The organism is Actinosynnema sp. NPDC050801, from assembly GCF_040673975.1.
Lineage (GTDB): Bacteria > Actinomycetota > Actinomycetes > Mycobacteriales > Pseudonocardiaceae > Actinosynnema.
The window spans coordinates 40338-47351 of the sequence record NZ_JBFAQZ010000038.1 but is presented as its reverse complement, the minus strand read 5'-3'; the positions used below and the strand labels follow the sequence as shown (position 1 = coordinate 47351).

Here is a 7014-nt window from a genome sequence, read left to right as displayed (position 1 = left end):
CCCGGCACTATTCGCCCGGCGCCCAGTCCGGGCCCCCCGGCCGCGCAACGGCCGGGCAGGCACGGCGGGGAAAAAGCGTCCCCGCCGTGCCTGCCCGGCTTTGTCCAGCCTAAGGCACCCGAACCCATGTCAAATCGGGCCTCGGTGGGTCGGCGGCGGGTCCGTTGAGGTCCTTGTGGGGGAGGGCCTTGGGGGCGGGTGTGTCGGGTGGGGCTGCGGGGGTTAGTGGGGCCAGGTGGTGGTGAAGAACAGGTCGGGGCCGTCTTCGCCGTTGCGGTCCAGGTGTTCGGTGCGGGTCAGGCCGGCTTTGGTCGCGACGTGTTGTGACGCGGTGTTCGCCGGGCGCACCCTGGCTATCACGGGGAGGTCCGGCAGGTGTTCGCGAGCCCAGGCCACCACTGCGTGGGCTGCTTCTGAGGCGATGCCCTGGCCCCAGGCCGCCGGGGCGAACCGGTAGAACAGGTTCAGGGCGGGGTGGTCGTCCAGGTGGACCGACTTGATGCCGCAGAAGCCGAGCACGGTCGGGTCGTCGTGGCGGCGGACCACCCAGTAGCCGAAGCCGGAGGCGTGCCAGTGTCCGAGCCACCGGTCGAGCAGGCGAGCGGCCTCGTCGGGGGTGGTCAGCGCGTCCGAGGGGTTGTGGGCGCAGGCCGACGGGTCGTGGTGGATCTCGTACACGGCCTGTACGTCGCCTGCTGTCGGTGGCCGCAAGGTCAGCCGGTTGGTGCGTAGGCGCGCGTTGTCGTCGGTCACTGCATCGGCGGGCGGGAGGCGGCCAGTTTCAGCCACTTCACCAGCATCACCACGACGGCTATGACGGCCAGGATCAGGCCCAGGCCCGGACCGGGGCCGGGGTGGTGGCCCGTGGTGGTCTGGGTGGTCCAGATCGACAGCACGCCTGCCACCGAGGCGGCGAACGAGGCCAGTGCGCAGGTCCAGGCCAACGCCCAGCGGCGGACGGTGAGGGTCAGCGCTGGGAGCAGGACGCCCACGACTATCGCCATGTAGGCGAAGACTCGGGGGAGTCCGGGGCCCTCGCCGGACACGATGCTCAAGCCCTGGATCCCGTCCACCCAGGGCAGGATCAGCGACACGAGGATCGCCAGGGCGGCGATGGCGATCGTCAGGGCGCCGGCGCCGGGGTCGAAGCGCTTGGCGGCGGAACGGCCGACCCCGTCGATCTCCTCGCGCAGGCCGGCCAGGTCGTCCGGGTCGTTCTGGCTCATCCGACCGCGCACCCGCCGACGGCCGCGGGCTGGGGGGCGGGCTTGCCGAAGGACGGCAGGCCCAGCGTCACGCCGGGGGTCTTCGGCTTCAGCCCCGCTTCGGACCGGTCGCCCGCCTTGGTCCGGCGGTGCGAGAGCAGCGGGCCGTCGGCGATCAGGTTGTGCGGCGCGCCGTAGGTCACCACGGTCTCCACGACGTCGCCGGGGCGCACCCGGGCGTCACCGGGCGTGAAGTGCACCAGGCGGCCGTCGCGGGCACGGCCGGTCATCCGGTGGGTCTCGGCGTCCTTGCGGCCCTCGCCGGAGGCGACCAGCAGCTCGACCCGGCGCCCGACCTGCTCGCGGTTGAGTTCGTGGGCGATGTCGTTGACGAGCGTGACCAGGCGGTCGTAGCGCTCCTGCACGACCTGCTTGGGCAGCTGGTCGGGCAGGTCCGCGGCGGGTGTGCCGGGGCGCTTGGAGTACTGGAACGTGAACGCGGAGGTGAAGCGGGCCTCGCGGACGACGTCCAAGGTGGCCTGGAAGTCCGCTTCGGTCTCGCCGGGGAACCCGACGATGATGTCGGTGGTGATGGCGGCGTCCGGCATGGCCGCGCGCACGTTGTCCAGGATGGACAGGTACTTGGTGGTCCGGTACGAGCGGCGCATCTCCTTGAGCACGCGGTCCGAGCCCGACTGCAGCGGCATGTGCAGGGAGTGGCACACGGCGGGCGTCTCGGCCATGGCGGCGATGACGTCGTCGGTGAAGTCCTTCGGGTGGGGCGAGGTGAACCGGACCCGTTCGAGGCCCTCGATGCCGCCGGTGGCGCGCAGCAGCTTGCCGAACGCGAAGCGGTCGCCGAACTCCACGCCGTAGGAGTTGACGTTCTGACCCAGGAGGGTGACCTCCAGGACGCCCTCGTCGACCAGCGCCTGCACCTCGGCCAGCACCTCGCCGGGGCGGCGGTCCTTCTCCTTGCCGCGCAGCGACGGGACGATGCAGAACGTGCACGTGTTGTTGCAGCCGACGGACACCGACACCCAGCCGGAGTAGGCCGAGTCGCGGCGCGCGGGCAGCGTCGAGGGGAAGGTCTCCAGCGAGTCCAGGATCTCGACCTGGGCCTCGCGGTTGTGCCGGGCGCGTTCCAGCAGCACCGGCAGCGAGCCGATGTTGTGCGTGCCGAAGACCACGTCGACCCAGGGGGCGCGTTTGACGATCTCGCCCTGGTCCTTCTGCGCGAGGCAGCCGCCGACGGCGATCTGCATGTCGGGGTTCGCGGACTTGGCGGGCGCGAGGTGGCCGAGCGTGCCGTAGAGCTTGTTGTCGGCGTTCTCGCGCACGGCACAGGTGTTGAACACGACGACGTCCGGCGTGGCGTCGCCCGTCGCGGGCGTGTAGCCCGCGTCCTCCAACATGCCGGCCAGGCGCTCGGAGTCGTGCACGTTCATCTGGCAGCCGAACGTGCGGATCTGGTAACTGCGAGTCACTGCACCTAGTCCTTCCGTCGGGTCCAGCGTAGAGCGTGGACGTGCGACGATGCGCAGGTGTCGGGAACGCTGCTGCGGTTGCACGCGGTCGGGGCCGCATTGGCCCTGGCCACCCTGTCGTTGACCGCGTGCGGTGACGACCTGGACCAGGTGAAGCTCACCATGGCGGCAGGCAGCCCCGGCGGCGTCTACCACAAGTTGAGCATGGCGCTGGCCGACGCGTGGACCCGGGACCCGGGCATCCCCCGCCCGCAGGTGGCGAACACGGCGGGCTCGGTGGACAACCTCGACCGGCTGCGGGCCAACCAGGCGCAGGTCGGGTTCTCGGCGGCCGACGCAGCGGAGGAGAAGCAGAAGGGCGACGCGGCGCACAAGCTGTACGCGTTGGCGCGGATGCACGACGACTACCTCCAGCTGATCGTGCGGGACGACCTGCCCGCGACCAAGCTGGCCGACCTGAAGGGCCTGCGGGTGAGCGTGGGCGCCCGCGACTCCGGGGTGTGGCTGATCGCCCAACGGCTGCTGGCGGCGGCGAAGATCTCGCCGGAGGCCGACCTGAAGGTGCAGTACATGGACCTGCCGACCAGTGCGAACGCGATGCGCGACGGCGCGCTGGACGCGTTCTTCTGGTCCGGTGGCGTGCCGACGGACGCGGTCACCACGCTGGCCACCACGGTGAAGCTGCGGATGCTCGACCTGGGCGACGTGCTGCCGGAGCTGCGGGAGGACTTCCCCGTGTACGGGTCGGCGACGCTGCCCGCCTCGGCCTACGAGCAGGTCGGGGGCGGCCCGGTCGTCACGCTGGTCGTGCGCAACTTCCTCCTGGTCAACGACACGATGTCGGACGACGTGGCCGAAGCCCTGGTCAGAGGCCTGTTCCAGGCTCAGCCGGAACTGGTCGCGGCGAGCCCGGTGGCCAGGTCGATCGAGGTGAGGTCGGCGATCGAGACGACACCGATCGAATTGCATCCCGGCGCGATGCGCTATTACCGCGACGTCAAGGTTTAACCCGCGCTTCGTCAGCCCGACGGTGGAAACCTCCCGCGTGGCCACTCGCCCAAGTCGGGGTCAAGGGCTTGTTCCGGGCGACCTGTCCGGCGCTAGGCCGTTAGCGTGATAAGCGGCGCGGCACAGCGACGGTCCGCGCGAGGTCCGAGAACCGATACGGGGAGCTCATGTCCGTTGAGTCGGTACGCGCGCGCTTTTACGCAGCGTTTTCTTCTTCCATCACCCGACCGGGTCGATTCCCTCGGATAAGGGTGGGTATCGCGTTGCTCGCCGTATTGGCGGGCACCGGTTTCGACGCCTCGCCGCGGTGGCCGACCCGGATCCAGGTATTCGTGGCCAACAGCGGTTCCGACAACGTCACCGTGTACGACACCCGCCTGGGTAAAGTGACGGCCACCATCGGGGTGGGCGATTACCCGGCAGGCGTCGGCGCGCACCCGTTCGGTCACCGGGTCTACGTCACCAACGAGTCGTCGAACACCGTCTCCGTGATCGACCCCCGGGCCCTCGCGGTGATCGCCACCGTGCCCGTCGGGGCCAACCCCTTCGGCGTCGCGGCCACACCCGGCCACGCCTACGTGACGAACTTCGGCTCCGACGACGTCACGGTCATCGACGTCGCGACGAACGCGCCCGTGGCGACCATCCCGGTCGGGAGGTTCCCGCACAGCGCCGTGGCCAGTCCCGACGGCTCGCGGGTCTACGTGACCAACAACGGCGGCGACAGCGTCACGGTCATCGACACGTCGACGAACGCGCCGATCGCCACCATCCCGGTCGGCGTCTTCCCGTCGGGCATCGCGATCTCCCTCGACGGCAAGCGGCTGTACGTGGCCAACACGGGCAGCGACACGGTCACCGTCATCGACCCGGGCAGCAACCGCCCCGTCGAGACCACCCCGGTCGGGTCCGCGCCCCTCGGCGTCTCGGTCACCCCCGGCGGCCGGGTGCACGTCGCCAACACCGGGTCCGGCACGATCAGCATCCTCGGGCCGAGCGGCAAGCCCATCGAGGTGGTCAAGGTGCAGCGGATGCCCGAGGGCTCCGGGGCGGCGCCCGACGACAGCTTCGTCTACGTGACCAACACCGGCTCCGGCACCGTGTCCGTCATCGACGCCAAGAGCGGCAAGCCCGCCGACCCGTTCCCGGTGGGCAAGCAGCCCGAGGGCGTGGCCGTCACGTCCTGACCGGTTCAGGCGGCCGGGAACTCGACCACGACCCTGAGGCCGCCCTCCTCGGGCGACTCCAGCCGGACCTCGCCGTCCACCCGTTCCACGATCTGCCGCACGAGCGCCAGGCCGAGGCCGGAGCCCTGCACGTTCTGGTGCGCCGGGCTGCGCCAGAACCGGTCCGTGGCGCGGTCCAGCTCGTCCGGTGCGAGGCCGGGCCCCTCGTCCTGCACGGTCAGCCGGACCACGCCGTCGCGGCGGCGGACGTCGACGCGCACCAGCGTGCCGTCGGAGGTGAACTTCAGCGCGTTGTCCAGCAGCGCGTCCAGCACGGTCTCCACGCCGCGCGGCGGCACGAGGGCCGTGCCGCCGGGCTCGCCGTCGAGCACCAGGTGCACCTCGCGGGCCGCGGCGGCCGGCTGCCAGGCCGACAGGCGGCCGGCCACCGCCCGGTCCACGTCCACCGGCACGGGGTCGACCGACGGCGCGCCCGCCCGTGCCATGGACAGCAGCTCGTCCAGGATCCGGTTGAGCCGGTTGGCCTCCTCCAACGCCGCCGCCTGGTGCGTGACGCCCTCGCCGACCACGTGGTCTTCCAGATTGGACAGACGCAGCTTCAACGCCGTCAGCGGGTTGCGCAGCTGGTGGGAGGCATCGGCGACGAACGCGCGTTGGGCCGCCAGCGCGTCGCCCACGTTGGCCGCCATCTGGTCGAACGACCGCGACAGCTGCCGCAGCTCCGGCGGCCCGTCGGACGAGCCGACCGGCTGCACGGGCTGCCCGGACACGACCGCCGCCAGCAGCCGCCCGGTGGCGTCGTCCAACCGCCGCACGGGCCGCAACGTCCACCGGACCAGCGGCAACGCCACGAACACGCCGATCGCGAGCACCAGCAGGCTCGACGCGAGCAGCACCGACCACCACAGCAGGACCTCGGTCCGGGTCTTCCACGTCGGCGAGAACGTCACCACCGCGCCCCGCACCTCGCCCGCCTCCAGCACCGGCTCGGCCAGCACCAGCTCGGTCGACTCCCACGGCATGACCAGCTCCGGCGCGACCGGCTGGCGACCGGCCAACGCGCCGCGCACCAGGTCGGCCACCTCGGGGGAGGACACGTCCACGCCGTCGGCGGAGGCCGCCACCACCTGCCCGTCCTGGCCGAGCAGCGCCACCCGGATGCCGTACAGCTCGTGGTACCGGCGCAGCTCGGCCTCCAGCACCTCCGGCTGGTCGTCGATGAACGGCCGCTGCGCCACGGACGCGAACCGCGTGGTGTCGGTGAGCCGGTCCAGGAACATCTCCTGCTGCTCGGTCTGGGCCACGCCGCGCCCCAGCGGGACGCCCATGCCCAGCAGCACGAGCACGACCAGCGTCAACACGATGCCCAGCAGCCGCGACCGCACTCAGCCCCCGCTCAACCGGTACCCGACACCGCGCACCGTCTCCAACAACGAAGGACGCCCGAGCTTGGTCCGCAACGTCGCCACGTGCACGTCCAGGGTCCGGTTGGCCCCCGCCCAGGTGCGTCCCCACACCTCGGCCAGGATGCGCTCCCGGGTGCACACCGCGCCACCCGCCGCCACCACCAGGGCCAGGACCTGGAACTCCTTGCGCGACAACGCCACGGGTTCGCCCGCCACGGTGACCTCGTGCCGACCGAGGTCGACCCGCACGTCGGCGACCTCGAAGACCTCGGTCCCGGTGCCGCCGACGCCGACGGGGTCGCCGCGCCGCCGCCGCACCGCGTGCACCCGGGCCACGAGCTCACCCACGTCGTAGGGCTTGACCAGGTAGTCGTCCGCGCCGGCGTGCAGCCCGAGGATCCGGTCGTCGATCTCGCCGCGGGCCGACACCACGATGATGGCCACGTCACTCGCCGCACGGATGTGGCGGCAGAGCGTGACACCGTCCACATCGGGCAAACCCAGGTCGAGCAGCACCACGTCGACCCCGGTCAACCGATCGAGCGTCCCCCGACCGGTAGCCTGCCGGTCTACCGTGAAACCGCGCCGGGTCAGCGCCGGTACCAGCGCTTCTGCCACGCGGTCGTCGTCCTCGACCAACAGCACCCGCACCGTGGAGCCTCCCCGATAAGTGTCGCCACCCTGTGACAGAGTTGAGACCCTAAGTCTTGCTCAACCGCCT

Annotated in this window: 7 protein-coding genes; 2 read left to right on the top strand and 5 right to left on the bottom strand. The window is 71.4% G+C overall.

The features are described from left to right. Window positions 1–222 precede the first annotated feature (222 nt). The 3 genes from AB0K14_RS39505 to miaB are packed head-to-tail and all read right to left on the bottom strand — an operon-like array spanning window position 223 to window position 2692. Window positions 223–789: a GNAT family N-acetyltransferase gene (locus tag AB0K14_RS39505; protein WP_364340433.1), complete on the bottom strand. Its 567-nt coding sequence runs from the start codon at window positions 787–789 to the stop codon at window positions 223–225. After that, window positions 750–1226 (bottom strand): hypothetical protein, encoded by a 477-nt coding sequence (locus tag AB0K14_RS39500; RefSeq protein ID WP_360463673.1) that lies wholly within the window; start codon window positions 1224–1226, stop codon window positions 750–752. Before AB0K14_RS39500 ends, AB0K14_RS39505 begins: the two co-directional genes overlap by 40 nt. Beyond that, window positions 1223–2692 (bottom strand): tRNA (N6-isopentenyl adenosine(37)-C2)-methylthiotransferase MiaB, encoded by a 1470-nt coding sequence (gene miaB / locus AB0K14_RS39495; RefSeq protein WP_360463670.1) that lies wholly within the window; start codon window positions 2690–2692, stop codon window positions 1223–1225. The genes AB0K14_RS39500 and miaB overlap by 4 nt, the downstream gene beginning before the upstream one ends. Window positions 2693–2749: 57 nt before the next feature. Between miaB and AB0K14_RS39490 the strand changes: the two genes are divergently transcribed. Both AB0K14_RS39490 and AB0K14_RS39485 read left to right on the top strand, forming a co-directional pair. Then, entirely contained in the window at window positions 2750–3700 is a 951-nt protein-coding gene (locus AB0K14_RS39490) for a TAXI family TRAP transporter solute-binding subunit (protein ID WP_360463667.1), read from the top strand. A 263-nt stretch (window positions 3701–3963) separates the two neighbouring features. Beyond that, window positions 3964–4887, top strand: coding sequence for a beta-propeller fold lactonase family protein (locus AB0K14_RS39485; RefSeq protein WP_360463664.1), 924 nt, complete (start codon window positions 3964–3966; stop codon window positions 4885–4887). A gap of 5 nt (window positions 4888–4892) precedes the next feature. Here AB0K14_RS39485 and AB0K14_RS39480 read toward each other — a convergent pair whose 3' ends face one another. Both AB0K14_RS39480 and AB0K14_RS39475 read right to left on the bottom strand, forming a co-directional pair. Further along, window positions 4893–6272 (bottom strand): HAMP domain-containing sensor histidine kinase, encoded by a 1380-nt coding sequence (locus AB0K14_RS39480; RefSeq protein ID WP_360463661.1) that lies wholly within the window; start codon window positions 6270–6272, stop codon window positions 4893–4895. Then, window positions 6273–6944, bottom strand: coding sequence for a response regulator transcription factor (locus AB0K14_RS39475; RefSeq protein ID WP_073886595.1), 672 nt, complete (start codon window positions 6942–6944; stop codon window positions 6273–6275). Between the last annotated feature and the right edge of the window lie 70 nt (window positions 6945–7014).

What these genes read in the sequence shown, in the direction of transcription:
- AB0K14_RS39500 (WP_360463673.1), bottom strand. Translation starts at nt 1,226, where the DNA reads ATGAGCCAGAACGACCCGGACGACCTGGCCGGCCTGCGCGAGGAGATC.